This is a genomic window from Pseudomonas sp. EGD-AK9 (genome assembly GCF_000465935.2).
In the GTDB taxonomy this organism is placed as follows: Bacteria; Pseudomonadota; Gammaproteobacteria; order Pseudomonadales; family Pseudomonadaceae; genus Aquipseudomonas.
This window is the reverse complement of sequence record NZ_AVOF01000519.1, coordinates 1-1,607: the sequence shown is the minus strand read 5'-3', so window position 1 is coordinate 1,607 and position 1,607 is coordinate 1. Positions and strand designations below refer to the sequence as shown.

Below are 1,607 nucleotides of genomic sequence, written 5' to 3'. Positions count from 1 at the left end.
CATCGCCGCCTTCGGCAGCGCGCCGCGGCGCATCCTCGGCGTGGTCTTCGCCGCCGACAGCGACAACACCGGCGAGCGCGTCGACAGCTCTTTCGCCGCGCCCGCGCTAATCGAGACCCGCTAGGGTGCGCCGTGCGCACCGCGGCCAGGTGAACGTCAGGCGGTCTGGGGGCGTTCGCCGGCGGCTTGTGGGGCGCGGCGGGTCCAGCGGTTGGCGCGGGCGAAGGTGCCGAAGTCGTTGAAGCGCACGCCCATCTCGCGCATCACCTGGTGGGCGAAGGGCACGGTCAGCTGGCGGATGTAGAAGGGCTCCTTGACCACGAAATGATGGATCGCGTGGCTGCTGCCGAAGTTGCAGCAGAACGCCTGCAGCGGCCACAGCCACCAGGGGTTGAGCACCTGGGTCTGCTGGATCACGTTGCCCGGTTCGACGTCGCCGTAGTAGTGCATGTTGGAGCTGACGAAGTGCAGGCAGAAGGTGCGCAGCACGTTGGGCCCGACCAGCACCACCACGGCGACGTTCACCACCTGCATCAGGCCCAGGGTGGTGGCCGACCAGGCGATCGGGGCGCCCAGGGCGGCGGCGGCCCAGTCGAGCAGATGGAAGCCGAGGAACAGGTACCAGGTCGCCCAGTTGAGCAGCCCCAGCGGCGCGTAGACCTTGAGCGTGCGGCTGAGGATCAGCCGGCGGTGCTCGGGGTTCTTCGCCCGCAGCCAGCGAATGAAGGAACTCATCATGTTGTCGCCGACCATCAGCAGGCGCGCCAGGCCCCAGGGCTCGCCGTTGGTGATGGCGCGCTCCTCCATGTCGGCCTCACTGCCGGAGACCTTGTGGTGGTTCAGGTGCAGGTGGCGGCGCACCCAGGGGTTGATGGTGCTCGGCCGCGCCAGCCAGACCAGCGCCAGCATCAGGTTGTGCGGCACCGGGCGTTTGCGGAAGTACATCGAGTGGATCAGGTCGTGCTCCAGCTCGTGGGTCAGCGAGGCGAAGAAGGCGTTGAGCAGCAGGCACAGCCACCAGGCCATGTGCCCGCCGATATAGAACGCGGCCGAGCCGAGCATGCCGGCCAGGGCGAAGGCGAGGATGGCGGCGCCGAGGGCGTCCTGGTGCTGCAGGATCGGGTAGCGCTGGCGCAGGGCGTTGCCATGGGCCATCACCCGTTCGCGGATCAGCGCGGCGCGTTGCTGGTCATTAAGGCTTGCGGGGGAGGGGGACATGCCGACATCCTCTTGTGCTTGGACAGTGACGCTACTGTGCCGCCGCGCCCGCCAACGCGCCCGACCGAGCACGCCAACCTGCCTACCGGACACGCCAACCTGCAATGACCGCCGAACCCACCACCCTGGCCAGCTGGACCCGCGCCCTGCGCAAGCAGCTCGACGCCCTCGGCCTGGACAGCGCCGCGCTGTGCCACGCCGCCGGCCTCGACCCGGCGCTGCTCGACGACCCCAACGCGCGCTGCCCGCTGTCGGTGACCACGCGTCTGTGGCAACTGGCGGTGGCGGCCAGCGGCGACCCGGCGCTGGGCCTGAAGACCTCGCAGTACGTCAGCCCCACCACCTTCCACGCTCTCGGCTACGCGCTGATCGCCAGCAGCAGCCTGCGC

At 69.5% G+C, this 1,607-nt stretch carries 2 protein-coding genes; one reads left to right on the top strand and one right to left on the bottom strand.

What is annotated here, in order from left to right:
* Nucleotides 1–156: 156 nt before the first annotated feature.
* Complete coding sequence (locus N878_RS19915; protein ID WP_031303576.1) at nt 157–1,218, bottom strand: fatty acid desaturase; 1,062 nt, start codon at nt 1,216–1,218, stop codon at nt 157–159.
* Nucleotides 1,219–1,322: 104 nt separating this feature from the next.
* Here N878_RS19915 and N878_RS19910 point away from each other — a divergent pair.
* Nucleotides 1,323–1,607 (top strand): AraC family transcriptional regulator ligand-binding domain-containing protein (locus N878_RS19910; RefSeq protein WP_031303575.1); only part of this gene is annotated, 285 nt, incomplete at its 3' end.